Origin of the sequence: Pseudomonas sp. LG1D9 (assembly GCF_002949995.1) — a bacterium.
Classification (GTDB): Bacteria; Pseudomonadota; Gammaproteobacteria; order Pseudomonadales; family Pseudomonadaceae; genus Aquipseudomonas; species Aquipseudomonas proteolytica.
In genome coordinates this window covers 1250823-1276075 of record NZ_CP026881.1, presented here as the reverse complement: position 1 = coordinate 1276075, position 25253 = coordinate 1250823, and the positions used below count along the sequence as shown (strand labels likewise).

The window sequence follows — 25253 nt, the reverse complement described above, 5'->3', positions numbered from 1 at the left end:
TCACCGGGGCCGGCGACAGCGTCCATTAGTCGCGCAAGGATGTGCTCAAGACTTGAGCATAGCCTGCAAATGGAAGGACTCCGAAACCCGCGCGCGGTTTCATGAAAGATGCCATGCCATTGTTTCAAAAGAACTTTTTCTACGGATACAAAAAAGGCCACTCTTTCGAGTAGCCTTTTTTGATGTTTGGTTGCGGGAGCCGGATTTGAACCGACGACCTTCGGGTTATGAGCCCGACGAGCTACCAGACTGCTCCATCCCGCGTCTGTGGGCGGCATTCTACAGCGCAGCGACGAGGTGTCAACCGTTAATGACATAAAGGGCAAAATAACTGCCAATCAGCCTAAGTGCTCGATTGAAAACGAGTTTTCACTGTAGGCGCGAGCTTACTCGCGAAAAGCTCGAGGGCGGCGGGTTGATGCTGGATGTGCGCGTTATCGTTGACGACCTTCGCGAGCAAGCTCGCTCCTACAGGGGGGAGGAAATAGACGCGCACAAAAAAGGCCACTCTTTCGAGTAGCCTTTTTTGATGTTTGGTTGCGGGAGCCGGATTTGAACCGACGACCTTCGGGTTATGAGCCCGACGAGCTACCAGACTGCTCCATCCCGCGTCTGTGTGTCGGCATTCTACAGAGGAATGGCGGTGTGTCAACCGCTGATTTAAAGAAAAGCGCTTGTGCTTCAATCGCTTAGCTCTCCAAGAGGGCTGCTGGAAGGGTTTGGGGCCAGTCTGGCCGTGGCTTCCAGCTCTATTGAGGGGCGCCTTTCGATTGAGAAAATGAATTCATCAAGGTTTTTTCCGACTGCTTTGTCAGATGATTCAAAGTACTGGTGCTATATACAGGTGTGAATGCGATACTGGCGATCCGTCTACTTTATGTCCCGATCACGCCTCCCTTTATATGACGCAGCGCAAAATCATCCATGTCGACTGTGATTGTTTCTACGCTGCCATCGAAATGCGGGATAACCCGAGCCTGGCGCAAAAGCCGCTGGCGGTAGGGGGCTCGGCTGATCGGCGCGGGGTGATCGCTACCTGCAACTACGAGGCCCGGGCCTACGGGGTGCGTTCGGCGATGTCGTCGCGCCATGCGTTGAAGCTGTGTCCTGACCTGACCATCGTCAAGCCGCGCATGGATGCCTATAAAGAAGCGTCCAAGGAAATCCACACGATTTTCCGTGACTACACCGACATGATCGAGCCGTTGTCCCTGGACGAGGCTTACCTGGATGTTTCCGATTGCGCGCACTTTGGCGGCAGCGCCACGCGCATTGCCCAGGATATCCGTCGGCGCGTTTCCAATCAGTTGCACATCACGGTTTCTGCGGGAGTGGCCCCCAACAAGTTTCTGGCCAAGATCGCCAGCGACTGGAAAAAGCCCAATGGGCTGTTTGTGATCACCCCGGGCCAGGTGGAAGACTTCGTATCGCAGCTGCCGGTGAGCAAGTTGCATGGCGTCGGCAAGGTCACCGCCGACAAGCTGGCACGCCTGGGGATCGAGGATTGCCTGCAATTGCGCGAGTGGAACAAGCTGGCGCTGGTGCGCGAATTCGGCAGCTTTGGTGAGCGGTTATGGAGTTTGGCGCGTGGGATTGATGATCGCGCGGTGCATAACGACAGTCGCCGACAATCGATCAGCGTGGAGAACACCTACGATGTCGACCTGCCGGACCTGCCCAGTTGCCTGGAAAAGCTACCGGAACTGATGGAAACCCTGGCCGGGCGCATGCAGCGTATCGACAGCAGTTATCGGCCGGGCAAACCCTTTGTCAAAGTGAAGTTCCATGACTTTACCCAGACCACCCTGGAGCAGGCGGGTGCGGGGCGGGATCTGGAGAGCTATCGGCAGTTGCTGACCCAGGCGTTCAATCGCGGCGCAAAACCGGTGCGTTTGCTGGGGATTGGTGTGCGGCTGCTCGATTTGAGCGTGGGAAATGAACAGCTAGAGCTGTCCCTGTAGGAGCCGGCAAGCCGGCTCCTACAGAGGGTCAGCGGGTGCCGGGGTCGGCCACCAGTCGGCCGCCGTCCTTGGTCAGGGCCTTGAGAAATTCCTGCTGCAATTCAGGATCATTGCGTGTCAGTTCAATCAAGCTCTGTTCCAGTTCGCTGGCTTCTTCTTCCAGGCCCAGTTCCGACAAGCGCTTGACCCGATGGACCCATTGGTTGACTTCGTCATCCTCCAGGTCGTCGTAGATCAAGGCGTGTGCTTCCAGCAGCTTGCCACGCAGGGTGGTGCTGATGGCCAGGGATGAGTCCGAATGCACATCGTCCTGAGCATCTTCAATGCTGATCCGCAAGGTGCGGACCTTGCTCAGGTCCTGCTCGGCAAACGGGCTGTCCAACAGGTTCAGGCGCAGGACGCCGTTGCGGTCGGTGGTCATCTCGTGGGTCTGCTTGCCGGCCTTTACCTGCACCGGTCGCTCGCTCCACGGCAGGCTGGTGTATTCCAGGCGTCGGTCACGCTGGACTTCATCGATACCTGCCAGGTTCTGTTGCGCCCGGCCATGGGACTGCACGTTCATGAACGGGTTGAGCCCGGCCACGCCGTAGCTGATCCAGTCATGGGTCATGCTGTCTGGCAGGTTGCCCAGGGCAAAGATGTTCGCCACATTGGCCCCGGCGCCCGCCACCACTGCCACGGCACCCAGCGGGATCTCGTAGAGTTCGCGCCAGGGCTGGTAGGGCGTGTAGCGATCATAGTGACGCGTGACTTCAAATTCAGTGACTTCGAAAGTCCGCTGCTCATGAATGCGCACGCGGCGTTGCGGCAACTCGAGTACTTTGGGTTCGCCCACATCAATCTGCAGGCTGTGGTCGAGCAATTTGCGCTCGATCCGTTCCTCGTGCTCGCTACGCTGCGACATCTGATTGGCACAGCCGCTGACCAGCAGGGCGCCGCACAAGGCGGCGCCCCCCAGGGCTTTGGTGTTTCGCTTGAACATGACTTCTCTTGATCTGGTTTTCAGCGACGAATACGCGCCTGAAGGAAGGGCAGCACGTCAGCCACCGGCAACGGTTTGGCTTGGGCTTCGGTCCGGCTCTTGTATTCCAGATTGCCATCGGCCAGGCCGCGGTCACTGACCACGATCCGGTGAGGGATGCCAATCAGTTCCATGTCGGCAAACTTGATGCCCGGGCTGGTCTTCTTGTCGCGATCGTCCAGCAGTACTTCGAAGCCAGCGGCCGTCAGTTCGGCATACAGCTTGTCGGTGGCTTCGCGAACTTGCTCGGTTTCGTAGCGCAGGGGTACCAGGGCGATCTGGAACGGCGCCAAAGTGTCGCTCCAGATGATGCCTTTGTCGTCGTGGTTCTGCTCGATGGCAGCCGCCACCACGCGGGAAACACCAATGCCGTAGCAACCCATTTCCAGGGTTACCGGCTTGCCGTTTTCGCCCAGTACTTCGCACTTCATCGCCTTGCTGTACTTGTTGCCCAGCTGGAAGATGTGCCCCACTTCGATACCGCGCTTGATTTCCAGGGTGCCCTTGCCATCCGGGCTTGGATCACCGGCAACCACGTTGCGCAGGTCGGCCACGGTAGGCACCGGCAGGTCACGTTCCCAGTTGACGCCAAAGTAGTGCTTGTCGTCGATATTGGCACCGATGCCGAAGTCGCTCATCAGCTCGACCGAACGGTCGATGATGATCGGCAGTGGCAGGTTCAGCGGGCCCAGGGAACCAGCGCCGGCGCCAATGGCGTCACGCAGTTCGGCGTCCGAGGCCATGACCAGCGGGCTGGCCACGCCAGGTTGCTGGGCAGCCTTGATTTCGTTGAGCTCGTGGTCGCCACGGATAACCAGGGCGATCAGCTTGCCTTCTTCTTCGGCATGCACGATCAGGGTCTTGATGGTCTTTTCAATCGGCAGATTGAATTTCTCGACCAGGGCCGCGATGGTCTTGGTGTCTGGGGTATCAACCAGGCGCAGCTCTTCAGCCGGCGCCGGACGGGAAGTTTCCCGTGGCACGGCTTCGGCTTTCTCGATGTTGGCTGCGTAGTCGGAGCCGTCGCTGAAGACGATGTCGTCTTCGCCAGATTCTGCCAGTACGTGGAACTCGTGGGAGCCCGCGCCGCCGATCGAACCGTTATCTGCCTCCACTGGGCGGAACTTCAGGCCCAGGCGGGTGAACACGTTGCAATAGGCCTGGTGCATGCGGTCATAGGTGACTTGCAGCGAAGGCTGGTCGGCGTGGAACGAATAGGCGTCCTTCATGATGAATTCGCGGCCACGCATCAAGCCGAAGCGTGGGCGGATTTCGTCACGGAACTTGGTCTGGATCTGATACAGGTTGAGGGGCAGCTGTTTGTAGCTGCTCAACTCGTTGCGCATCAGGTCGGTGATCACTTCTTCATGGGTCGGGCCTGCGCAGAAGTCGCGGCCATGACGATCCTTGAAGCGCAGCAATTCCGGACCGTACTCTTCCCAGCGCCCGGATTCCTGCCACAGTTCAGCCGGCTGAGTGCTCGGCATCAATACTTCCAGAGAGCCGGCGGCGTTCATTTCTTCGCGAACGATCGCTTCGACCTTGCGCATCACCTTCAAGCCCATGGGCAGCCAGGTGTACAGGCCGGAGGCCAGTTTGCGGATCATGCCGGCGCGCAGCATCAGCTGGTGGCTGATCACGACCGCGTCGGAAGGCGTTTCTTTCTGTGTGGCGAGCAAATATTGACTGGTGCGCATGGTAGGCCGTTGTCGGTTGCTTGGACTTGAAGTGACCTGGGATTGTACGGGCGGTCGCCGCCAGAGTACAGGCATCAGGTGGTGACGGGATTTCTGTGGGGCGCCGGCTTCAATGTGGGAGCGGGCTTGCCCGCGATGCAGGCGCCTCGGGGCGCACTTCAAACCGCAGTGATGCTATCGCGGGCAAGCCCGCTTCCACACAAGCCCGGCCCTGCAGGTGTCAGCCTTCTTCGGGGGGATTCAAGCGGATCCGCCGGCTTTCCTGGTACCAGTGCAAGGCAATCAGCAGCAGCGTTGGCACGCCGAGCAGTGCGGTGATCAGGAAGAAGTTGTGATAGCCGAACTTTTCCACCATGACCCCCGAGTAGCCGCCGATCAGCCGTGGCAACAGCAACATGATCGAGCTGAGCAGGGCGTACTGGGTGGCGGAGAACTTCAGGTTGGTCAGGCTCGACAGATAGGCGACGAATGCCGAGGTCGCCAGGCCTGAGCTGAAGTTGTCCAGGGAGATGGTGAAGATCAGCATCTGCAGGTCGGCGCCCATGTCGGCGAGCATCAGGAACAGCAGGTTGGTGCCGGCCGAGGTGATGCCGCCGATAAACAGGATCGGCAGGATGCCGAACCGCACGATCAACAGGCCGCCCATGCCGGCGCCGACCAGGGTCATGATCAGGCCGAAGATCTTGCTGACGCTGGCGATCTGGTCCTTGGTGAACCCCTGGTCGATATAGAACACGTTGGCCATCACGCCCATCACCGTGTCCGACATCCGGTAGGTGGCGATCAGCCCCAACAGCAGCAGGGCCTGCCAGCGGTAGCGCAGGATAAAGTCGTTGACCGGCGTCAGCACAGGCGCCAGACCCCGGCGGCCCATGGCCGAGAGGCACAGGGCGGTGAGGGTGATATAGAGGATGGCGCGCAGGAAGGCGCGGTCTTCCAGCAACAGGTCGAGCAGGCTCACGCCTTCGAACAGCACGCTGGCGAAGTCGGTGTTGTACAACTGGGTGAACATCGCCGGTACCGACACCAACAAGATGATCAGTACAAATACCGACATCAGTTGGTGGGCAAACGTATAGCGCCCGGCCTGCAACTGGGTGCGCAGGGGCACATCGGGTTCACGCATGAAAAAGCTGGTGAGCAGGGCCGGGATCATCAGCACGCCGAACAGCACGTAGGTGCCGGTCCACGCCGAATGCTTGTAGTTGAACCCCGTGGAGCCAAAGCCTTCGGCGAAGAACAGCGCGCCCGCCGTGGCCAGCAGAGCGGCGATGCGATAGCCGGACATATAGCTGGCGGCCAGGGCGGCCTGGCGGCTGTCGTCGGCGATTTCCAGGCGATAGGCGTCCACCGCGATGTCTTGGGTTGCGGAGGCAAATGCGACGATAACGGCAATGGCGATCAGCCAGGACAGGTGTTTCTGCGGGTCGCAGAAGCCCATGCCGATCAAGCCGAGAATCACCAGGGATTGGGACAGCACCAGCCAGGAACGACGACGTCCCAGCTTACCCAACAGCGGCAGGCGCCATTGGTCCAGCAGCGGTGACCAGACCCACTTGAACGCATACGCCAGGCCGATCAGGCTCGCATAGCCGATGGTCTCGCGTGCCACACCGGCTTCGCGCAACCAGACCGAGAGCGTCGAGAACACCAACATGTAAGGCAGGCCGGCGGCAAAGCCGAGCAGTAACAGCACTAATGTCGAGGGGCTGGCATAGGCAGCGAGCGCGGCGCGCCAGGTTTTACGGGGCATGGGCTGGAGTCTGCCTCAGATTTACGGAAACAAAGCGCGCACTCTAACCGCTGTGCTCTACCGGGCGCCAGCCATGACGCTGAATATCAACGCGATTGTTCAGGATACTGACACCTTCACTGCGTAAACGCGCACGTTGTTCATCGCCCGAGACGCTGCCCACCGGCAGACTTATCCGACCGCCGGCGGCGACCACCCGGTGCCAGGGCAACTTCGAACCCTCGGGAAGTTGGCTCAACGTACGGCCCACGAAGCGTGCGGCCCGCCCCAGACCGGCCAGGTGCGCCAGTTCGCCGTAGCTGACCACGCAGCCTTCGGGCACTTGGGCCAAGGTCAGGTACAGCGCGGTTCGGCGCATTTCGGCCGGGTTTTGCGGGGTGTCGGCGGGCTCGTTCACTGTTCTGGCGGCTCAGTTGAAAATAGTCGTGGATATGTAAGAAACGTCTGTAAAGATGCCGTTGAGAATTGAACTCAATACAAAACCTTGAGTCAGTCCTTGCTAAGACTTCAGCTACGCCGATAATGCCTCCTTTTTCGCCAAACTTGAGCCCCGTAACCGCTTATGTTGTCCAGAACCCTGCTGTGCCTCGCTGTCTTTACTGCTTCTACCCCTGTGCTGGCCGATACGGTCTGGTTGAAAAACGGTGATCGCCTGACCGGCAAGATCAAGGTTTTCGACGGCGGCAAGCTGCTGATCCAGACCGAATACGCGGGCGCGATCCCGGTGGACTGGAAACAGGTGAAAACCCTGGAAAGCGACCAGGAGTTGCTGGTCAAGCAGGATGCCTATATCGGCGAGAAGGCCAAGTCCCTGCATCCGGCCGAGGACGGCAAGGTGGTCCTGGCCAACGGCGAAACACCGAAGACGGTGGAGTTGGCCAGTATCCAGCAGATCATCAAGCCCAAGCCTGTGATCGAGGACCTGGTGTGGAAGGGCAATGTCGACGTGGCGCTGGACTACAAGCGTGCGGAAAAAGACACCGACGACTATGACATCGACTTCAAGACCACTGCCCGTCACGGCAAGTGGCGCCATATAGCAGAAGGCGAATACAACCGCGAATTCCAGAACGATGTGGTCACCACCGATAACTGGAGCGCCGAGTACGCGCTGGACCGCTTTATCACCGACCAGTGGTTCTGGCAGGGGCGCCTGACCTACAAGCACGACAAGGTCGAAGACCTGCGTCGCCAGCGCACCGTCGGTACCGGTCCGGGTTATCAGTTCTGGGATGATGAGCTGGGGGCGTTCTCCCTGGGGTCATTGCTCAACCGCACTGACTACGAGTACCAGGATGGCGGCAAGGACAACTTCTATTCCCTGGCGATGAAGTGGGACTACAACCGCTATCTGATCGGCAAGACCGTGGAGTTCTTCACCAACGGTGAAGTGGGCAAGCCCTTGGCCGGCCCCGCCGACTACGCGCTCGATGCCGAAATGGGCCTGCGCTACAAAGTCACCGAATGGGCCTCGCTCAACCTCAAGGCCGAGCGCGACATCATCAGCGGCGGTTCGGACAGCGACTTGAGCAAGACCCGCTACACCGCAGGGTTTGGCGTGACCTGGTAAGCCTGCCAGTGCTTTTGTGGCGAGCCGGCTTGTCGGAACGCCGCATCGCCCGCGTTGGGGCGCGTAGCGCCCCCCCTGATTTGTTTTTCAGTGGTGTTACAGGCGCAACCCGCCATCCAACTCCAGGATGCGCCCGGTGTAGTAGTCGTTCTCGAAGATATAGGCCGCCGAGTGGGCGATCTCTTGCGGCCGGCCCATGCGCTTGAGCGGGATCCCCGACGTCATCTTCTCCAATGCTTCGGGCTTCATGCCCAGGGTCATTTCGGTCTCGATAAAGCCCGGCGCAATCCCCGCCACACGTATGCCATAACGCGCCAGCTCCCTGGCCCAGGTCACCGTCGCTGCGACCACGCCGGCCTTGGCCGCCGAATAGTTGGTCTGGCCCACATTGCCCGCGCGGGAGATGGACGAGATGTTGATAATGGCGCCCTGGTTTTTCAGCTCCACCATCTTCGCCGCCACTTCACGGGTGCAGAGGAACACGCCGGTCAGATTGACGTCGATCACCGCCTGCCACTGGGCCAGGCTCATCTTGGTCATCTCGCCGTCCTTGACCTTGAGCAGCAAGCCATCGCGCAGGATCCCGGCGTTGTTGATCAAACCATGGATCGCGCCAAAGTCATCGGCGATCCGTGCCACGGTATGGGTCACCTGTTCTTCATCCGCCACGTTGCATAGATAGCTGCGTGCGGTGACGCCATGGGACTGGCATGCAGCCACTGCGGCATCGAGCTTTTCCTGATTGAGGTCCACCAGCGCCAGGTGGGCACCTTTGCTTGCAAAATACTCGGCCATGGAGCGGCCCAAACCCTGGCAACCGCCGGTGATAATGATTACTTTGTCGTTGAGATGCATTCGCATGTCCTGTGAGCAGATTTAAGCGGTTGTCCAAGTCCGTTTTGTGACGGATCTTATCGAAGGAGTCATAAGTTGAGCGTCCACGTTGCCAAGAATGCCCGAGAACTACTGCTCAAGGAATACCGTGGGGCGCTCGCCACGCACTCCAAGGCCATGCCCGGTTTTCCCTTTGGTTCGGTAGTGCCTTATTGCCTGGACGCAGAGGGCCGGCCGTTGATCCTGATCAGCCGTATCGCCCAGCACACCCACAACCTGCAAAAAGATCCGAAATGCTCGTTGCTGGTAGGCGAGCGTGAGGCAGATGATGTGCAGGCCGTGGGCCGCCTGACTTACCTGGCTGAAGCCGAAAAACTCGAGGACGAGGAGGCCATCGCCGCCGCCGCCGAGCGTTACTACCGGTATTTCCCCGACTCGGCTAACTACCATAAAGCCCATGACTTTGATTTCTGGGTGCTCAAGCCGGTGCGTCATCGCTACATCGGCGGTTTCGGCGCGATCCATTGGGTCGACCAACTGACCCTGGCCAACCCGTTTGCCGGCAAGGCCGAGTTGAGCATGATCGAGCACATGAACAGCGATCACACCAAAGCCATTGCCCACTATGTCGAGTTGGCCGGCCTGTCGACCTCCGAGCCCGCGCAGCTGGCGGGTATCGATAGTGAAGGCATGCACCTGCGCATCGGCCAGGGCTTGCACTGGTTGCCGTTTGCGGCGACTTGCAATACGCCGACACAAGTGCGCGAAGCCTTGGTTTTCCTGGCTCACGCCGAGCAATGGCCGAAAAAATCCACCACCCAAGCTTGAATTCACGAAAGGGCGACGTCATCTAAGGTCTAGTAGCAAGGCATTCTTGCGTTGAGGAACCATTTGATGCGCCCTTTTTTATTGCTCTTTCTGCTGTTTCCGGTGCTGGAGCTGTTCGTATTCGTCAAGGTCAGCGGGGCTATCGGGTTTTTCCCGGCGCTGCTGCTGATCATTCTCGGCTCGATGCTCGGCGTGTTCGTGCTGCGCATCGCCGGACTGGCCACCGCACTGCGTGCCCGTGAAAGCCTGAATCGCGGCGAACTGCCGGCCCAGACCATGCTTGAAGGCCTGATGATGGCCTTGGCCGGTGGCCTGCTGATCGTGCCGGGTTTTGTCAGCGATGTGCTGGGCTTGATTCTGCTGCTGCCATCCACTCGTCGGTTGCTGGCAGGCAAGTTGCGCCAGCGTGCCGAAGAAGCGGCGGTGCGCCAGCGCGCCTTTGCCGACGACCTGCAGCCACGCGGCGGCCCGGCACCTCGCCAGCCGCTGGGGCGTGAAGGTGATGTGATCGAAGGCGAGTTCGAGCACCGCGACTCCAAGTAACGCCATGCCAGGTAGGGTGCCTTCGGGTGCCCTGCTGACACAAAAATTTTCACCTGTGGCCCTTGTAATAAGCATATACGCCCTTATGTAACGGTCACCGCAAGGTTTCTGGTGGCGACACCAGACAGACTTCCGCGTTTCGCCTGGCGAACCGCGACCGGCCCCGCCGGAATACCACCAGCCGGTACTGATACCGGCCGATGAAACTTACAATTAGGAGAGATCGACAATGAGCAAGCTTCGTCCTCTGCACGACCGCGTCGTTATCCGTCGCAGCGAAGAAGAAAAGAAAACCGCTGGCGGTATCGTTCTGCCAGGTTCGGCTGCTGAAAAAGCCAACCACGGTGTGATCGTCGCTGCAGGCCCAGGCAAGACTCTGGAAAATGGTGACGTGCGTGCGCTGGCCGTTAAAGTCGGTGACAAGGTTGTATTCGGTCCTTACTCCGGCAGCAACACTGTGAAAGTCGACGGCGAAGACCTGCTGGTTATGGCTGAGAACGAGATTCTCGCTGTTCTGGAAGACTGATTCCCCGCTCATTTTCCCGTTACTACAAAGTATTTAAGGAATATCGATCATGGCTGCTAAAGAAGTTAAATTCGGCGATTCCGCCCGTAAGAAAATGCTCACCGGTGTCAACATCCTGGCTGACGCAGTAAAAGCGACCCTGGGCCCGAAAGGCCGTAACGTGATCATCGAGAAGAGCTTCGGCGCTCCGACCATCACCAAGGACGGCGTTTCCGTAGCAAAAGAAATCGAACTGGAAGACCGTTTCGAAAACATGGGCGCGCAGCTGGTCAAAGACGTTGCCTCCCGTGCCAACGATGACGCAGGCGACGGTACTACCACCGCCACCGTTCTGGCTCAGGCAATCGTCAACGAAGGCTACAAAGCCGTCGCTGCCGGCATGAACCCAATGGACCTCAAGCGCGGCATCGACAAGGCCACCATCGCCATCGTTGCTGAGCTGAAAAACCTGTCCAAGCCATGCGCCGACACCAAGGCTATCGCTCAGGTAGGCACCATCTCCGCCAACTCCGACAGCTCCATCGGCGACATCATTGCCGAAGCCATGGAAAAAGTCGGTAAAGAAGGCGTGATCACCGTTGAAGAAGGCACTGGCCTGGAAAACGAACTGTCGGTTGTAGAAGGCATGCAGTTCGACCGTGGCTACCTGTCCCCGTACTTCGTCAACAAGCCTGAGACCATGGTTGCCGAGCTGGACAGCCCGCTGATCCTGCTGGTCGACAAAAAGATCTCGAACATCCGTGAAATGCTGCCAGTGCTGGAAGCCGTTGCCAAAGCCGGCCGTCCACTGCTGATCGTTTCCGAAGACGTTGAAGGCGAAGCCCTGGCGACTCTGGTTGTGAACAACATGCGTGGCATCGTCAAAGTCGCAGCCGTCAAGGCTCCAGGCTTCGGCGACCGTCGCAAGGCCATGCTGCAGGACATCGCCGTTCTGACCGGCGGTACCGTTATCTCCGAAGAGATCGGCCTGAGCCTGGAAAGCGCCACCCTGGAAAACCTGGGTAGCGCCAAGCGCGTGACCATCTCCAAGGAAAACACCATCATCGTTGACGGTGCTGGCGTTGAGCAGGACATCCAGGCGCGCATCACCCAGATCCGTGCCCAGGTTGCTGAAACCTCCTCGGACTACGACCGTGAAAAACTGCAAGAGCGTCTGGCCAAGCTGTCCGGCGGTGTTGCAGTGATCAAGGTTGGCGCTGGTTCCGAAGTTGAAATGAAAGAGAAGAAAGCCCGCGTTGAAGACGCCCTGCACGCAACCCGTGCAGCCGTTGAAGAAGGCGTGGTACCTGGCGGTGGCGTTGCGCTGATCCGTGCTCTGGAAGCACTGACCGGTCTGACCGGCGACAATGCTGACCAGAACGTCGGTATTGCTGTACTGCGTCGTGCTGTTGAAGCACCGCTGCGTCAGATCGCTGCCAACTCCGGCGACGAGCCAAGCGTTGTGGTCAACGAAGTCAAGAACGGCAAAGGTAACTACGGTTACAACGCTGCGACTGGCATCTACGGCGACATGATCGAAATGGGCATCCTGGACCCTACCAAGGTGACTCGTTCCGCGCTGCAAGCGGCATCCTCCATCGGCGGTCTGATCCTGACCACCGAAGCTGCGATCGCTGATGCACCGAAGAAAGAAAGCTCGGCTGGCGGCGGTATGCCAGACATGGGCGGCATGGGTGGCATGGGCGGCATGATGTAAGCCAGCCTTACCCCTGTACTGAAAAAGCCCCGCCAGCGTCATGCTGGCGGGGCTTTTTTATGTGCCTTGTGTAGGAGCGAGCTTGCTCGCGAAGAACCTGAGGGCGATGCGTTTGTTCATGGTGAACGCATTATCGTTGACGTTCTTCGCGAGCAAGCTCGCTCCTACAGGGCTGCGGCGTTCTTGGGTAACTTCCAGCTGAGCAAGTGTTGCTTGAAGTCATAACTGGCCGCCTGGTAGTAAGTGATCGCGCGCTGGATCAGTGGATCATCGCTGTTGCTCCGCGATTCCTGGCTTGCACCCAGGGCCTGCTCGTGGCGCCGCAGGCCTTGGCGGGGGCTGAGGATGGCCAGGTTGGTACCGTCAAACAAGCCCAGGTGCTGATAGTTGCCGACCACCACACGAGGTGGCAGCGGGTTGTCCTGCAACAGGTTGCGGCCGAAAAACGTCGATTCATAGCTCAGGTTCAGCAGGCCCAGAAGGGTCGGGGCGATGTCGATCTGGCTGGCCAGTTGCGCGCTTTCCCGGGCCTCGATCAATTTCGGCGCATAGATAAACAACGGAATCTGGTAGTTGGCGATGGGCAAGTCTTCCTTGCCCGCGCTGCCGGCGGTGTGATCGGCGACAAACACGAAGATCGTATTGTCGAACCACGGTTTTTGGCGCGCTGCCTGCAGGAACTGTCCGATGGCGTAGTCGGTGTATTTCACCGCACCGTCGCGACCCTTGCCGGACTGGATGTCGATCCGGCCGTCCGGGTAGGTATAGGGCCGATGGTTTGAAGTGGTCATCAACTGCAACAGGAACGGTTGCTGCTTGGCATAACCGGCATCCGCCAGCTTCAAGGTTTGCTTGAAGAGGTCCTCATCGGCCATGCCCCAGGCGTTTTTAAAGCTGATTTCGGATTCGTTGACACTGCTCTGGTCGACCACTCGGTAACCGTTGCCGCTGAAAAACGCATTCATATTGTCGAAGTAGCCGCGGCCACCATACACAAACACGCTGTCATAACCGATTGCACTAAGTTGTTGGCCTAGGCTGGCAAAGCCGCTTTCCCGGCCAATCCGCTTGACGATGGAGCGCCCCGGAGTGGGCGGGATCGCCAGGGTAATGGCTTCCAGGCCGCGGTCGGTGCGGGTACCGGTGGCGTAGAAATTGTTGAAATACAGGCTGTGTTTACGCAACTCATCAAGGTTGGGGGTCAGGTTGCGTCCATCGCCGTTACTGCCCATGTATTTGGCGCTGAAACTTTCGATGGTCACCAGGACGATATTGGGTTTGCGCAGGGTGCCGGGGTTGTCGATGGCGCGGCGGATATCCAGTGGGTCAGTGCCGATGAAACGGGCATTGGGTTCACTGAGTTCCGCCCGCAGTTGGCGGGCTACGATATCGGCCGGCAGGCTTTTGTAGAACTGGCTGTAGTCCAGTTCATTGTTGCGGAACGCGGCGAAGAATTGGTAAGGGCCATTGCTGGCCAGTTCGTTGTTATAGGCGTTGCCACCCTGGGTGCGCGGGCTGTCCTGGCTGACCAACTGCAGGCTCAGGCCGGCAACCAGCAGCAATCCCAAGGCATTGAGCACGCGCCCGCGCATGGCCGGCAGGGGCGAGTCGAGTGCTGCGTTGAACGGTTTGCGCAAGGCCAGGCTCAGGACAATCGCCAGTATCGCCAACAGGCTCAACAGTGTGCCGATCGGGTAGGACTCCAACAGGTTGTTCAACACCTCATCGGAATACACTAGGTAATCGACGGCAATAAAGTTGAAGCGCACGCCGAACTCATCCCAGAACAGCCATTCGGCCACCGAGGTGAACAACATGGCGAACAGGCTGACGGTCAGTACGCCTTGCAGGAACCAGCGATGGCCGCGCCGCCGCCATAGAGCGGGCGGACACAGCAGCAGATACAGGCCGAGGGGTAATGCGGCGTAGGCCAGAAAACCCAGGTCATAGAGCAGGCCCACGCCGAATACTGGCAGCAGGTTGCCGCTGACTTCATCCAGATGGGTGATGAGCAGTACGCTGCGGGTCAGTAGAAAAATGCCCAACCAGATGCTGGTTAGCAGTAGCAAATAACGCATTGGCGCAGTCTTGGGCAGGCCCATGTCTAGATTCCTGAGAGCGATGGGCGGCGATATTCACCCTGGCACTGTGGTCGGCTTGTGAACCTATAGTGAAAAACTCGTTAAGCTGCTTAATCGGTTGAAAACAGTAATCGGTTGCTCGTTCAGGCCTAGCGGTAAGCCATACTTGGCCTTAAGCTGCGCGAGCCAACACGGCCGTTACCGCGTACGGAGACACTGCCCATGCGAATTTTATTGGTTGAAGACAACCGCGATATTCTGGCCAACCTGGCGGATTACCTGGGGCTCAAGGGTTATACCGTGGACTGTGCGCAGGACGGTTTGTCGGGCCTGCATCTGGCCGCCACCGAGCATTACGACCTGATCGTGCTCGATATCATGCTGCCCGGCATTGATGGCTACACCTTGTGCAAACGCCTGCGTGAAGATGCGCGTCGCGATACGCCGGTGATCATGCTCACCGCCCGCGATCAATTGGACGACCGCCTGCAAGGTTTCAAGTCAGGTGCCGACGACTATCTGCTCAAGCCGTTTGCCCTATCGGAGTTGGCTGCACGCATCGAAGCGGTGCTGCGCCGGGCCCAGGGCGGCGGGCGGCGTGAGCTGCAAGTCGGCGATCTGTCCTACGACCTCGATACCCTGGAAGTGACCCGCGAAGGGCGTTTGCTCAAGCTCAACCCGGTCGGCCTGAAATTGCTCGCCGTGCTGATGCAGAAAAGCCCTCACGTCCTGCGTCGCGAAGTGTTGGAAGAAGCCCTGTGGGGCGATGACTGCCCGGACAGCGACAGCCTGCGCAGCCATGTCCACCAACTGCGCCAGGTGATCGACAAGCCATTTGCCAAACCATTGCTGCAAACCGTGCATGGCGTGGGTTATCGCTTGGCCGAGGGCCGTGATGGAGTTTAAGCAAAGCCTTGCCCAGCGGATCATCATCGCCTTTGCGCTGATGAGCGCGCTGGTGGCGGGGGCCTTTGCCATGGGCATCGTCGCCACGGTGCACCTGGTGGAAGAAAAACTGATTTCGGCGGGCCTGGGCGGCGACTTGCAACGCTTGCTGCTGATGGACAGTGTCGAAGACTGGCGCCACCGGCCCGAGCCGGACCAGTTGTTCTACTTCAGCGGCGGGCGCGGCGATTTTGAGCTGCCCAAGGACTTGCGGCATCTGGATGCGGGCTTTCACGAAGTGTTTCGCGAAGCACTGTCCTACCATGCCATGGTTGAGATCGTCGACGGCCGGCGTTATGTCCTACTGCAAGACCAGAGCGATTTCGAAGAGCGTGAGCGTGTGCTGTTTGCGGTGGTGCTGGTGGGGTTTGTCCTCAGCCTGGCGCTGGCGGTATTCCTCGGCTGGGTCCTGGCCCGCAAGGTGATGGCTCCGGTGGTGCGCCTGGCGCGCCAGGTGCGTCATCGTGACCAACTGCTGGGCCTGGCCCCGCCGTTGGCCCCGGACTATGCCGCCGACGAAGTGGGCGAGCTGGCAGTGGCCTTCGACGCCACCCTGGGCCGCCTGCGCCAGGCGCTGACCCGTGAGCGCCTGTTTACCAGTGATGTCAGCCATGAACTGCGGACGCCACTGATGGTGCTGGCCAGCTCCTGCGAACTGTTGCTGGAAAACCCGGCCATTGATTCACGGGGGCGCAAACAGGTCGAGCGCATCGCCCGGGCCTGCGAGGAAATGCGCGAACTGGTGCAGACCTTCCTGATGCTCGCCCGCGCCCAGCATGACGACACCACCATGTCACCCCAAGTCACCCTGGCCCAGGTCGCGGAGGACTTGCTGGGGATCTGGCGTGAACCCATCGAACGCAAGGGCATCGAGCTGTTCTACCAGCCGGGCAACCCCCTCGATATCCGCTACAACGCCACCTTTTTGCATGCGGTGATGGGGAACCTGTTGCGCAACGCCCTGCACTACACGGAGCAGGGCTTTATCCGCCTGACCCTGGAACCCACGGGGTTTGTGGTGGAAGACACCGGCGTGGGCATCCCCGAGGACAAGCGCGAAGCGATGTTCGAGCCCTTTGTGCGCGGTAATGAAAAACGCGGCGATGGCCTGGGCTTGGGTTTGTCGCTGGTGCAGAGGATCTGCGATAACCAGGGCTGGGTGGTCAGCCTCAGCACCATGGAGCCTAGCGGCTGCCGTTTCCATGTTGAATTGAGCCACGTCAAACCTTGATCCCTTCCTGCCCCTATCCTGGGCAGACTCCCTGCTGTTCGACGAAGATGGCTTCATGCCATGCTTTTTTTCCTGTAAAACTTTGTAATTCTTTAGGGTTAGACGGGACGTTTTTTTCACAAAGGGTTGACCTGTGGATGACGTGCGGCTGCTTAAAGTCGTAGGCATCAGTCCAGGAGACTCGTTGATGGCTACTCCGATCAAGCTTGAATTTTCCGCAAAGTACGACGACCGCCACGCTCAGCAATATTTGCTCAAACACCAGGACACGTTGGCGCGCCGGCTGTCCCATAAACGCGACGAACAATTGGCCCGTGGTGCGCTGGCGATGGCCGGTGAGCCTGGCCTGGTATTGGACTTGCCGTGCGGCGCCGGGCGTTTCTGGCCGTTACTCACAGAAAAGCCCAACCGGATCGTTATCGGTGCGGACAATTCCGAGTCCATGCTGAACATCGCCATGGGGGCGCAACCGGCGGATGTGGTCAAGCAGGTACGACCCTTGCAGACATCTGCCTTTGATATCGATTTGCCAGACAGCGCCGTGGACAGCATTTTTTGCATGCGCCTGTTGCACCACATCGGCGAGCCTGCCCACCGAATGGCGATATTGAAGGAATTTCAACGAGTTACCCGCGACAGCGTGATCATTTCATTGTGGGTGGATGGCAACTTCAAGGCCTGGAAACGCAAGCGCCTGGAAGTGCAGCGCCGCAACAAAAGTGAGCAGGAGAGTTACCGAAATCGATTTGTGTTACCGGCTGCTACTGTTGAGGCTGAGTTTGAGCAAGCTGGTTTCCGCGTCCAGGAGTATTTGGACTTCATACCGCTGTATGCCATGTGGCGAGTGTATGTATTGCGCAAGAGGTAGCAGGATGGTGGTTGAGTACGTAGCAGGCAGTCACGTAGCTCCCGAAGAGCGGTTCGAATATTTCTGGCGGCAGCAGGGCGAGTGGGTCGAGGCACCCAATCGTCGTCGAGGTGGCGAAAGCGGCGTGCAGCGGGTAATCGGGACCAATGGGCGGCTGCTCTACAGCAAACGTCAGACCGGCCATACCTATCGCAGCTGGCTGCACCCCTTCGGGCGGCCTACGGTGCTGCGTGAGCGTGATGCGCTCAGGGGCCTGCGTTTGCTCGATGTCGGCGTTCCGGAGCTGGTGTTCTGTGGCGCCCGACGTGACCCTGAACATCAATGGAAGGCCTTGTTGGTGACGGCGTCATTGGATGGTTTCGAGGAAATCGACAACTGGTACGCCGCCGGTGGCCGCAAGCAATGCGGGGAACTGGTGCATGAGCGGCTGCTTGATGAACTGGCGCAAACCCTGGCGCGCATGCACAAAGGGCGTTGGCAGCATGGCTGCTTGTACAGCAAGCATATTTTTGTGCGGGTCAGCGGTGCGGGAGAGGGCGCGACGGTCGAAGTGGCGCTGCTGGACCTGGAAAAGTGCCGCCAGCGTTTGACCGCCCGACGGGCCGCAGCCCATGACATGCAGCAATTGCGTCGCCATTCGTCGTGGAATGCCGCTGACTGGCAAAAACTCAGCTACTTTTACGAAGCGGCGTTTGGCAGCGCTATCAAGGGTTTAACCTAATGAAGCTAGAAATAGCACGAGGTTTGTTTCTATTGGGGGCCTTGGGCATCGCCTCCCTGGCCCTAGCTGCCTGGGAGCAGCCCCGCACAGAAGTCCTCAGCGCGGTGCACAGTGGCGGGCAATGCCCGCTACCACGGATCGCCAAAACCACGGGGGTTACGCAGCCTGACCATCAGCTTTTGCTGTTTATGTTCGGGATGTCCCAAGGGATGAGGCCTGCGAGTTGAAGAGATTGACCCCCAGATAAAAGGCCTCGCATAGCGAGGCCTTTTGTTTTGTGCGTACTTGTGGGGAGGGGGCTAGTCCCCCGTTGGGCTGCGAAGCAGCCCCAATCTTTAAGCTCCACTGCGGCTGATCAGATACGCCGAGGTGACAGGCTTTGGGGCTGCTTCGCAGCCCAACGGGGGACTAGCCCCCTCGCCACAAGTACGCACAAATGGATAGGTACTCAATCCGCCAAGGGATCACGCTTGGCCAGCAACGTATACACACACGGCAATACAAACAAAGTAAACAAGGTGCCCACCGACATCCCCGTGGCAATCACCATCCCGATATCAAACCGGCTGACCGCCCCGGCCCCGGTGGCAAAGATCAACGGCACCATGCCAAACACCATCGCTGCCGTGGTCATCAATACCGGGCGCAGGCGAATCGCTGCCGCTTCTTCCACTGCTTCGCGGGCTGTCAGCCCCTTGTCCTTGCGCAACTGGTTGGCAAACTCGACGATCAGAATCCCGTGCTTGCTGATCAGCCCGATCAACGTCACCAATCCCACCTGGGTGTAGATGTTCATGCTCGACCAACCGAGGAACAACGGGATCAACGCCCCACAGATCGACAGCGGCACTGTCACCAGTATCACCAGCGGGTCACGGAAGCTCTCGAACTGCGCCGCCAGTACCAGGAAGATGATCGCCAGTGCCAGGCCAAAGGTGACCCACAGTGCGCTGCCTTCCTGGATGAACTGGCGCGAGGCGCCGCTGTAGTCGAAGGCGTAGCCGGCCGGGGTTTCTTCGAGGGCGATCTGGCGCACGGTGTCGATGGCTTCGCCCATGCTGACAATCGGAAAGCCCGAGATCAGCGCCGAGTTGAGTTGCTGGAACTGGTTCAGTTGACGCGGCCGTGCGCGGTCGCTGACGCTGATCAGGGTCGACAGCGGCAGCAGTTCGCCCTGGGTGTTTTTCACGTAGTAATTGTTCAGCCATTCGGGGTTGTCCCGGTAGGCCCGCTCGACTTGGGCGATGACCTTGTAGCTGCGGCCATCAATGGTGAACCGGTTGATTTCCGCTTCCGCCAGCAAAGTCGCCAGGGTGCTGCCCAGGTCCTGCATCGAGACGCCCATCTGCGCCGCCTTGGCACGGTCGATATCCACCACCACCTCGGGTTTGTCGAACGCCAGGTCGATATCCACGAAGGCGAACTTGCCCGACTCCATGGCGCGCTTTTTCACACGATCGGCCACTTGCAGCAATGACTCATAGTCATTGGGCGTGTTGATCACAAAACCAAAAGGCAGGCCCTCGCCAGTGCCCGGCAGCGATGGCAGGTTGAAGCCAAATACCTGCAAGCCCGGAATCTGCTCCAGGCGCTTTTGCACCTCCGGCAGGATTTGCATCTGGGTGCGCTCGCGCTCGTTCCACGGCTTGAGCAGGAAGCCGCCGATACCCGATTGCACGCCATTGAAGCCATTGATCTGGAACGAGGAGTAGTACTCCGGGAAGTCCTTGAAGATCGCGATGAACTCGTCGGTGTAGGTGTTCAGGTAGTCCAGGTTGGTCGGCTGCGGCGCGCTGGCCATCATGAAGATAATGCCCTGGTCTTCGTCCGGGGCCAGTTGCGACTGGGTGAACTTGAGGAACACCGGGATCAGGCACAGCACGATCAGGGCAAACACGATCACCACCGGCCGGGTGTTCAAGGTGCCGTGCAACAGGCTCTGGTAGCGGCGCTTGAGGCCTTCGAAGATCCGGTCCAGGCGATGGGCCAGGCCGCTGGGGTTTTCGTCGTGGCGCAACAGCAGGGCGCACATCATCGGCGACAGGGTCAGGGCGACGATACCGGAAATCACCACCGCCCCGGCCAGGGTCAGGGCGAACTCCTTGAACAGGGCCCCGGTCAGCCCCTCCAGGAAGCCGATGGGCGCATACACCGCCGCCAGGGTGATGGTCATCGACACCACCGGCACCGCAATCTCCCGCGCGCCTTCCAGGGCGGCGTCCAGTGGTTTCTTGCCGTCTTCGATATGGCGGTGGATGTTTTCCACCACCACAATCGCATCGTCCACCACCAGGCCGATGGCCAGAACCATAGCCAGCAGCGTCAGCAGGTTGATGGAGTAGCCCATCAGTTGCATGAAAAACAGCACGCCAATCATCGACAGCGGAATGGTAACCACCGGGATCACCACCGAGCGCAGCGCCCCGAGAAACAGGAACACCACGACGATCACGATCAGCACCGCTTCAAACAGGGTCTTGACCACCTCGTTGATGGACGCCTGGATAAACAGCGTGGCGTCGTAGGCAATTTCTGCCTTGAGGTTGGGCGGCAGCTGGGATTCCAGCTCCGGCATGATCTTGCGCACCTCTTTGATCACATCCAGCGGGTTGGCGCTGGGCGTGGCCTTGATGCCGATATACACCGAGGGCGTGCCGCCAAAGGAGCTGATGGCGTTGTAGTTTTCCGCGCCCATTTCCACCCGGGCCACGTCGCCGAGCAGCACCCGGCTGTCGCCATCGGTCTTCACGGTGATGGCAGCGAAGGCTTCGGCGGTCTTGAGGTCGGTGTTGGCATTGATGCTGGTGACCACATACTCGCCTTTCACTTCACCGGCGGCAGAGAGAAAGTTGTAGTTGCGCACGGCATTGGTCACGTCGCCGGCGCTCAGGCCGAAACCCGCGAGCTTGACCGGGTCCAGCCACAGGCGCATGGCAAATACCTGATTGCCGAGGATCTCGGCTTCGGCCATGCCAGGCAGGGTCGCCAACTTGGGCTGGATCACCCGCGACAGGTAGTCGGTGATCTGCGGGTTGCTCAGTTGTTGGCTGGAGAAGCTGATGTACATCAGGGCCGACGCATCTGCGGCCTCTTTGCTCAATACCGGATCTTCAGCGTCTTGCGGCAGCTTGTTCTTCACCTCGTTGGCCTTGGCCAACAGTTCGGTGAACAGGCGGTCGCTGTTGGCGCCGATCCGCGCATAGATGGAAATCACCGAGAAGTTCTGGCGACTGACCGAGGTCATGTAGTCGATGCCTTCGGCGCTCGCCAGGCTTTGCTGCAATGGCTGTGTGATGTAGCCCTGGATGGTCTCGGCATTGGCCCCCGGGTAAGCGGTGGTCACCGTGATCAGCGCATTTTCCATGGACGGGTATTGGCGCAACGGTAGTTTGCTGTAGGCCTGGAAACCCAACAGCACGATCAGCAAGCTGACCACCATGGCCAGCACCGGACGGCGGATAAACGTGTCGGTAAACGCCATGGCTCAGTTCCTTGAACCGTCGTTGCGCGGAGGTTGGCCAGGAGTGGCCGGCAGGTTTTTGTCTGCGGTGATAGCAATATGCGCGCCGGTGTCGAGCTTGAGTTGGCCGGCGCTGACCACTTGCTCGCCACTGATCAGGCCCTTGGTCACCAGCACCAGGCCATCGCGTCGTTCGCCGGTCTCGATAAAGCGCCGTTCGGCGATCAATACCGGTTGACCGTTGGCATCCTTTTCGAGGCTGCCGTCTTCGCTCTTCTTCTGCGCCACCACATAGGCCGAGTTGCCGTAGAGGGTGTAGGTGATCGCACTTTCCGGTATCACCACCTGTGCCTGCGGATCGGGCAGCAGCACTTGCAGGCTGCTGAACATGCCCGGCAGCAGTTTGTTATCCGGGTTGGCCAGGGTTGCCCGCACCAGTACGTTACGGGTGCTGCTTTCGACTTTGGGGTTGATGGCGCTGAGGGTGCCGGGGAAGGTCAGTGTCGGGTAGGCCGAGACATGCACCTGTATCTCCTGGCCGACCGCCAGCTTGGGCACCGATTGTTCGGGCACATAGAAGTCCACGTAGAGGCTGCTCAGGTCCTGCAAGGTGGCGATCACCGTGCCGCTGGCCAGATAGTCGCCGACATCCACCTGGCGAATGCCAATGGTGCCGCTGAATGGCGCGACGATGTGTTTCTTGGCCAGGGACGCCTTGAGCTGGTTGACCGTGGCCTTGTTTTTTTGCAGTTGCGCCGAGAGTCGGTCGAACTCGCCCTTGGAGATCGCCTGGCTGCCCACCAGTTGGCTGCCGCGCCCGTAGTCGAGCTGGGCCAGGCCGAGGTCGGCCTGGGCAGTTTGCAGCAGGGCGTCTTCCACTGCGCTGTCCAGTTGCACCAGCGGTTGCCCGGCCTTGACCTTTTGCCCGGACTCGAACTGCACGTTCTTGACGGTGCCGGCAATCTCCAGGGCGAGGTTCACCCCTTGTAACGCCTTGAGTGTACCCACCGCCGGCAGGCGCTGTTGCCAGGGCTGTTCGACCGCCGTGGCCACCGCCACGCTGATCGGTGGTTTGGGCGCGGAAAAGACCTGGATCTGCTGATAGATGGAAAAGGCCTTATAGCCCGCCAACAGCAGGACGATTAGCAGGGCAACGGCCAACATGATCAGCATGCGACGACGCAGCATATTCCGGTTCCTTGGAAAAAACTGAGGCAGACGAAGACGAACGATTTGGCACATTACTCCGAGTGCCTGGGGGATTCCAACTGGCATTTTTTGCCGTCAGCCCCCCTGTAGGCGCCGGCAAGCCGGCGCCTGCGATCAGATCAGATGCAGATGGTTGTCCCAGAGCCCCGCCGGCAATTCCAGGGGCTTGGCCACCAGTTGTGGCTGCCGACAATCGTAGAAGCGGCAGCGGCCCTGGCCTGAAGTCACGACAAACCCATCCGCCACTGCACCCACGCCGGCGCAGTCGGGCAACGGCCCGTCCAGGCGCAGCTCGCCGCTGTCCATGTCCCAGATAAAAAAGCGATTGCCCCGTGGTGCGGTCAGTGCCACCAGGCGCAACTCACTGTGCACGGCGACGCTGGCGGTGTAGTGCCCCATGGCCTGCAATTGCTCGTCGGCCACCGGGAACGCCACGAACGGCTGGCCCGGACGCTTGATCGCCAACAGCTCGGAACGCTCCTGCGAAGGCCCCATGAACTGTTGCCCGGTGAGGATCGTGCCATCGCTGGCGATCCCCATATGGCGCACGCTGTTCATCTGCTGGCCGAGGGTTTCCTTGCTCAACAGCGTACCGTCGCGCTGCATCAGCACCAGGCTGGGCTCCATGGCGTCGAGGTTCATCTCGACCCGGCTCTCGGCCTCGGTGCGAATACCGCCATTGGCCACGATCAGGGTTTCACCGTCGGGCATCCACGACACCTGGTGCGGGCCGATGCCGTGGGTTGAAATCTCACCCGTGTGCACCAGGCGCTCACCTTCGAACTTGTACACGCCCAACAGGCCGCGACCCGGGTCGGTGGTGTCGTTTTCGGTGGCGTACAGCCAGTCGCCGCTCTTGTGGATCACCGCATGGCCGTAGAAGTGCCGGTTGGCCTGGGACGTCACGGTTTGCAGGAGCGTGCCGTCGCGCAGGTCCACCAGGTAGCTCTCGGTGCCTGGGCGGCGGGCCACGAACAGGGCGATGGGCAGGGTCGGGTGGTTGATGATGTCGTGGCAGCGCTGGCCGACCTGGGTGGCGAACACCTGGGTGCCATCCAGGCGATAGCCCACGGCGTAGTGCTTGCCGTCGCCATCATCCCGGGCCGACAGCAGCAGTGGGCTGTCGCCCTTGCGCTTGAACAGCGTCCAGCCGCCCAGAGTAATTGCACTGAGCAGCACGCTGCCGATGGCCAAAGCCTGTCGCCTGAGCATCATCAGTCACCGTCGTTGGCGTTGAAGCCCAGTTGGATGCCCAGCGCCTTGGCCAATTCGCCTTCGTGCAGGCGGTGGACGACGTTGAGGCTGTCGTAGATATCGTTGAGTTGCTGGCGCCCGGCGTCGTCGGCCAGCAGGTCGTTGAGCGAGCGCTGGTTGCTGTCGAACAGTTTCAGGGAAGCAGCGTAGGCCGCATCGACCTTCTCGGCCAACGGCTTCTGGTCGGCGGGCAGCAGACCGCGCAGGCCTTTATTGTCGACCCCGACCCATACGGTCTGGGCCGCCGCGAGGCTGGCTCGCAAGCCTTGCAGGGACGACTGGCTGCGCCATGCATCGGCCTGGAACGGCTGGGGGATGCCCTTGGACAGGCGACCCATGGGCGTGCCGAGCTTTTTCTTCAGGGTGTCGAGGGCCGTGACCTGCACGCGCAGCAGTTCGGCGATGGCTTCGTGGGAATCGGCGTAGCGCTGGTTGGGGAACTTGGTCATCTGCGCGAGCATGCCGTCGGTGCTGTTCCAACTGGCGAGGATTTCCTCGGCGAGTTGTTTCTGACGCTCGCCGATGGCGATCAGCAGCGGGCAGTAGCGGGCTTTCTGGGCGTCGTTGGCGATGTCGGTCTTGGCGTCATACAGGATGTATTCGTAGGCCGACAGGCCTTGCACCACGACGCTGGACTTGGCCAGGGCGGCGGCATCGATCTGCGGCTGGGCGGTGGCCAGTTGCTCGACCTGGCGGCCGACGAGGTTTTTCTTGTCGGGCCAGAACTGCACCTGCCAGGCACGATTGCCCTCGGCCAGCGGGCCGATCAGCAGCGGTTGCAACTCGGCCCAGGCTTTTTGCGCGTGGAGGAAGTCGGCGCGGGCGGTTTCCAGGGATTCCTTGCCTTGGCAGTAAGCCAGGGCGCTGACGGCCAGTTGCCGGTCAGCTTCGACCCAACGGCTGTAGGTCGGCAGGATCACTTGCTTGGCGATGGCGGCCGAAGTAACCGCTTGCGGATCCTGTGGCGAGCAAGCGCCCAGGGCGAGGGCGGCAAGGCTGGTGAACAACAACTTGGGACGGAACATGTCGAGCTCCCTTCATTAATTGGGGCAAAG

The 25253-nt window shown here is 59.9% G+C and carries 21 protein-coding genes and 2 tRNA genes; 11 read left to right on the top strand and 12 right to left on the bottom strand.

Features of this window, described 5'->3' with window-relative positions; genetic code table 11:
• Positions 1–187 precede the first annotated feature (187 nt).
• Positions 188–264 (bottom strand) — tRNA-Met (locus C5F71_RS06215).
• A gap of 270 nt (positions 265–534) precedes the next feature.
• A tRNA-Met gene (locus C5F71_RS06210) sits at positions 535–611 on the bottom strand.
• Between the two features lie 291 nt (positions 612–902).
• On the opposite strand from C5F71_RS06210, the gene dinB reads away from it, so the two are divergent.
• Positions 903–1961 (top strand): DNA polymerase IV, encoded by a 1059-nt coding sequence (dinB, locus tag C5F71_RS06205; RefSeq protein ID WP_104910813.1) that lies wholly within the window; start codon positions 903–905, stop codon positions 1959–1961.
• Between the two features lie 28 nt (positions 1962–1989).
• Here dinB and C5F71_RS06200 read toward each other — a convergent pair whose 3' ends face one another.
• The 4 genes from C5F71_RS06200 to C5F71_RS06180 form a co-directional block, all read right to left on the bottom strand.
• Positions 1990–2943, bottom strand: coding sequence for a hypothetical protein (locus C5F71_RS06200; protein ID WP_029295348.1), 954 nt, complete (start codon positions 2941–2943; stop codon positions 1990–1992).
• 20 nt (positions 2944–2963) lie between these two features.
• Positions 2964–4679, bottom strand: coding sequence for a proline--tRNA ligase (locus C5F71_RS06195; RefSeq protein ID WP_104910812.1), 1716 nt, complete (start codon positions 4677–4679; stop codon positions 2964–2966).
• 220 nt (positions 4680–4899) lie between these two features.
• Positions 4900–6432, bottom strand: coding sequence for an AmpG family muropeptide MFS transporter (locus tag C5F71_RS06185; RefSeq protein WP_029295353.1), 1533 nt, complete (start codon positions 6430–6432; stop codon positions 4900–4902).
• Positions 6433–6475: 43 nt separating this feature from the next.
• Positions 6476–6829, bottom strand: a complete 354-nt coding sequence (locus C5F71_RS06180; RefSeq protein ID WP_029295355.1) for an MGMT family protein — start codon at positions 6827–6829, stop codon at positions 6476–6478.
• A gap of 165 nt (positions 6830–6994) precedes the next feature.
• Here C5F71_RS06180 and C5F71_RS06175 point away from each other — a divergent pair, with 165 nt between their 5' ends.
• Positions 6995–8002 carry a DUF481 domain-containing protein gene (locus tag C5F71_RS06175; RefSeq protein WP_029295357.1) on the top strand — a complete coding sequence of 336 codons (1008 nt, stop codon included), beginning with the start codon at positions 6995–6997 and terminating at the stop codon, positions 8000–8002.
• Between the two features lie 96 nt (positions 8003–8098).
• Here C5F71_RS06175 and C5F71_RS06170 read toward each other — a convergent pair whose 3' ends face one another.
• Positions 8099–8857, bottom strand: a complete 759-nt coding sequence (locus tag C5F71_RS06170; protein ID WP_104910810.1) for an SDR family oxidoreductase — start codon at positions 8855–8857, stop codon at positions 8099–8101.
• Between the two features lie 75 nt (positions 8858–8932).
• On the opposite strand from C5F71_RS06170, the gene C5F71_RS06165 reads away from it, so the two are divergent.
• The 4 genes from C5F71_RS06165 (at position 8933) to groL (ending at position 12429) form a co-directional block, all read left to right on the top strand.
• Complete coding sequence (locus C5F71_RS06165; RefSeq protein ID WP_092237903.1) at positions 8933–9664, top strand: HugZ family protein; 732 nt, start codon at positions 8933–8935, stop codon at positions 9662–9664.
• A gap of 66 nt (positions 9665–9730) precedes the next feature.
• Complete coding sequence (locus C5F71_RS06160; RefSeq protein WP_104910809.1) at positions 9731–10207, top strand: FxsA family protein; 477 nt, start codon at positions 9731–9733, stop codon at positions 10205–10207.
• A gap of 229 nt (positions 10208–10436) precedes the next feature.
• On the top strand, positions 10437–10733 hold the full coding sequence (gene groES, locus C5F71_RS06155) for a co-chaperone GroES (RefSeq protein WP_003175874.1): 297 nt from the start codon (positions 10437–10439) through the stop codon (positions 10731–10733).
• Between the two features lie 49 nt (positions 10734–10782).
• Positions 10783–12429 (top strand): chaperonin GroEL, encoded by a 1647-nt coding sequence (groL, locus tag C5F71_RS06150; RefSeq protein WP_029295372.1) that lies wholly within the window; start codon positions 10783–10785, stop codon positions 12427–12429.
• 164 nt (positions 12430–12593) lie between these two features.
• Here the strand turns inward: groL and C5F71_RS06145 are convergent, their stop codons facing one another.
• Entirely contained in the window at positions 12594–14531 is a 1938-nt protein-coding gene (locus C5F71_RS06145; RefSeq protein ID WP_029295375.1) for an LTA synthase family protein, read from the bottom strand.
• 201 nt (positions 14532–14732) lie between these two features.
• Here C5F71_RS06145 and colR point away from each other — a divergent pair, with 201 nt between their 5' ends.
• From colR to C5F71_RS29240, 5 genes are all read left to right on the top strand, one after another.
• Positions 14733–15416 carry a two-component system response regulator ColR gene (colR, locus tag C5F71_RS06140; protein ID WP_029295378.1) on the top strand — a complete coding sequence of 228 codons (684 nt, stop codon included), beginning with the start codon at positions 14733–14735 and terminating at the stop codon, positions 15414–15416.
• Positions 15406–16686 carry a HAMP domain-containing sensor histidine kinase gene (locus tag C5F71_RS06135; protein WP_029295380.1) on the top strand — a complete coding sequence of 427 codons (1281 nt, stop codon included), beginning with the start codon at positions 15406–15408 and terminating at the stop codon, positions 16684–16686. The genes colR and C5F71_RS06135 overlap by 11 nt, the downstream gene beginning before the upstream one ends.
• Before the next feature lie 187 nt (positions 16687–16873).
• Positions 16874–17554 (top strand): class I SAM-dependent methyltransferase, encoded by a 681-nt coding sequence (locus C5F71_RS06130; protein ID WP_029295381.1) that lies wholly within the window; start codon positions 16874–16876, stop codon positions 17552–17554.
• A gap of 4 nt (positions 17555–17558) precedes the next feature.
• Positions 17559–18275 (top strand): lipopolysaccharide kinase InaA family protein, encoded by a 717-nt coding sequence (locus C5F71_RS06125; protein ID WP_070994462.1) that lies wholly within the window; start codon positions 17559–17561, stop codon positions 18273–18275.
• Complete coding sequence (locus tag C5F71_RS29240; protein ID WP_029295386.1) at positions 18275–18502, top strand: hypothetical protein; 228 nt, start codon at positions 18275–18277, stop codon at positions 18500–18502. Before C5F71_RS06125 ends, C5F71_RS29240 begins: the two co-directional genes overlap by 1 nt.
• 221 nt (positions 18503–18723) lie before the next feature.
• On the opposite strand, the gene C5F71_RS06115 is transcribed toward C5F71_RS29240, so the two are convergent.
• From C5F71_RS06115 to C5F71_RS06100, 4 genes are all read right to left on the bottom strand, one after another.
• Positions 18724–21756, bottom strand: a complete 3033-nt coding sequence (locus C5F71_RS06115) for a multidrug efflux RND transporter permease subunit (protein ID WP_029295388.1) — start codon at positions 21754–21756, stop codon at positions 18724–18726.
• Positions 21757–21759: 3 nt separating this feature from the next.
• Entirely contained in the window at positions 21760–22923 is a 1164-nt protein-coding gene (locus C5F71_RS06110; RefSeq protein ID WP_104910808.1) for an efflux RND transporter periplasmic adaptor subunit, read from the bottom strand.
• A 135-nt stretch (positions 22924–23058) separates the two neighbouring features.
• Entirely contained in the window at positions 23059–24156 is a 1098-nt protein-coding gene (locus C5F71_RS06105; RefSeq protein ID WP_029295392.1) for a DUF1513 domain-containing protein, read from the bottom strand.
• A 2-nt stretch (positions 24157–24158) separates the two neighbouring features.
• Complete coding sequence (locus C5F71_RS06100) at positions 24159–25223, bottom strand: imelysin family protein (RefSeq protein ID WP_029295394.1); 1065 nt, start codon at positions 25221–25223, stop codon at positions 24159–24161.
• Positions 25224–25253: the final 30 nt, after the last annotated feature.

What these genes read in the sequence shown, in the direction of transcription:
- dinB (WP_104910813.1), top strand. Translation starts at nt 903, where the DNA reads ATGACGCAGCGCAAAATCATCCATGTCGACTGTGATTGTTTCTACGCT.
- C5F71_RS06200 (WP_029295348.1), bottom strand. Translation starts at nt 2,943, where the DNA reads ATGTTCAAGCGAAACACCAAAGCCCTGGGGGGCGCCGCCTTGTGCGGC.
- C5F71_RS06195 (WP_104910812.1), bottom strand. Translation starts at nt 4,679, where the DNA reads ATGCGCACCAGTCAATATTTGCTCGCCACACAGAAAGAAACGCCTTCC.
- C5F71_RS06185 (WP_029295353.1), bottom strand. Translation starts at nt 6,432, where the DNA reads ATGCCCCGTAAAACCTGGCGCGCCGCGCTCGCTGCCTATGCCAGCCCC.
- C5F71_RS06175 (WP_029295357.1), top strand. Translation starts at nt 6,995, where the DNA reads ATGTTGTCCAGAACCCTGCTGTGCCTCGCTGTCTTTACTGCTTCTACC.
- C5F71_RS06170 (WP_104910810.1), bottom strand. Translation starts at nt 8,857, where the DNA reads ATGCATCTCAACGACAAAGTAATCATTATCACCGGCGGTTGCCAGGGT.
- C5F71_RS06160 (WP_104910809.1), top strand. Translation starts at nt 9,731, where the DNA reads ATGCGCCCTTTTTTATTGCTCTTTCTGCTGTTTCCGGTGCTGGAGCTG.
- groES (WP_003175874.1), top strand. Translation starts at nt 10,437, where the DNA reads ATGAGCAAGCTTCGTCCTCTGCACGACCGCGTCGTTATCCGTCGCAGC.
- groL (WP_029295372.1), top strand. Translation starts at nt 10,783, where the DNA reads ATGGCTGCTAAAGAAGTTAAATTCGGCGATTCCGCCCGTAAGAAAATG.
- C5F71_RS06145 (WP_029295375.1), bottom strand. Translation starts at nt 14,531, where the DNA reads ATGGGCCTGCCCAAGACTGCGCCAATGCGTTATTTGCTACTGCTAACC.
- colR (WP_029295378.1), top strand. Translation starts at nt 14,733, where the DNA reads ATGCGAATTTTATTGGTTGAAGACAACCGCGATATTCTGGCCAACCTG.
- C5F71_RS06135 (WP_029295380.1), top strand. Translation starts at nt 15,406, where the DNA reads ATGGAGTTTAAGCAAAGCCTTGCCCAGCGGATCATCATCGCCTTTGCG.
- C5F71_RS06130 (WP_029295381.1), top strand. Translation starts at nt 16,874, where the DNA reads ATGGCTACTCCGATCAAGCTTGAATTTTCCGCAAAGTACGACGACCGC.
- C5F71_RS06125 (WP_070994462.1), top strand. Translation starts at nt 17,559, where the DNA reads ATGGTGGTTGAGTACGTAGCAGGCAGTCACGTAGCTCCCGAAGAGCGG.
- C5F71_RS29240 (WP_029295386.1), top strand. Translation starts at nt 18,275, where the DNA reads ATGAAGCTAGAAATAGCACGAGGTTTGTTTCTATTGGGGGCCTTGGGC.
- C5F71_RS06115 (WP_029295388.1), bottom strand. Translation starts at nt 21,756, where the DNA reads ATGGCGTTTACCGACACGTTTATCCGCCGTCCGGTGCTGGCCATGGTG.
- C5F71_RS06110 (WP_104910808.1), bottom strand. Translation starts at nt 22,923, where the DNA reads ATGCTGCGTCGTCGCATGCTGATCATGTTGGCCGTTGCCCTGCTAATC.
- C5F71_RS06105 (WP_029295392.1), bottom strand. Translation starts at nt 24,156, where the DNA reads ATGCTCAGGCGACAGGCTTTGGCCATCGGCAGCGTGCTGCTCAGTGCA.
- C5F71_RS06100 (WP_029295394.1), bottom strand. Translation starts at nt 25,223, where the DNA reads ATGTTCCGTCCCAAGTTGTTGTTCACCAGCCTTGCCGCCCTCGCCCTG.